The organism is Streptomyces alkaliphilus (assembly GCF_014141535.1).
In the GTDB taxonomy this organism is placed as follows: domain Bacteria; phylum Actinomycetota; class Actinomycetes; order Streptomycetales; family Streptomycetaceae; genus Streptomyces; species Streptomyces alkaliphilus.
On record NZ_VKHT01001627.1, the window covers coordinates 1 to 606 of the forward strand.

The window sequence follows — 606 nt, forward strand, 5'->3', positions numbered from 1 at the left end:
TCCCCACCCCCTTCGACTTCGACCTCGACACCACCGACCTCATCTGAGGACCGGGCGCGCGGACCGCCCCGGTACGCTTCCGAGCATGGCCGTCGACCCGCGCAACCCCGATCCCGCCTATCTGGAATTCTGGCGGGAGTACCACCTGTGCACCCTCACCACGGTGCGCGCCGACGGCACCCCGCACGTGGTGGCGGTCGGGGCCACCTACGACCCGGAGGCCGGTCTGGCCCGGGTGATCACCAACCGGCACAGTCGCAAGGTCGCCCATGTGCGGGCGGCCGGCTCCGGAGGCGCACGGGTGGCCGTCTGTCAGGTGGCCCGCGCCCGGTGGGCGACCCTGGAGGGGGTGGCGACGATCAACGAGGACCCGGCGGCGGTGGCCGATGCGGTGGCCCGTTACGCGGAGCGGTACCAACGGCAGCCGAAGCCGAACCCCGATCGTGTCGTCATCGAGATCGCCCTCACCCGTGCCATGGGCCGCGCCTGACCTCTCGTCCGGGTGACGCGCCCCTTTCCGGAGCCCCGAACCCCTCCCCGGACGGGCGTGCCGGGTCACCGGGCTCCCGACCCGCCGCCGGCTCCGGGCCCGTCCGTGCCGAGGTC

General features: G+C 73.8%; 1 protein-coding gene. It reads left to right on the forward strand.

Annotation, left to right across the window (positions count from 1 at the left end):
- The first annotated feature begins 85 nt into the window (after positions 1-85).
- Positions 86-490 (forward strand): pyridoxamine 5'-phosphate oxidase family protein, encoded by a 405-nt coding sequence (locus tag FNQ90_RS26025; RefSeq protein ID WP_143625400.1) that lies wholly within the window; start codon positions 86-88, stop codon positions 488-490.
- The last annotated feature ends 116 nt before the right edge of the window (positions 491-606 follow it).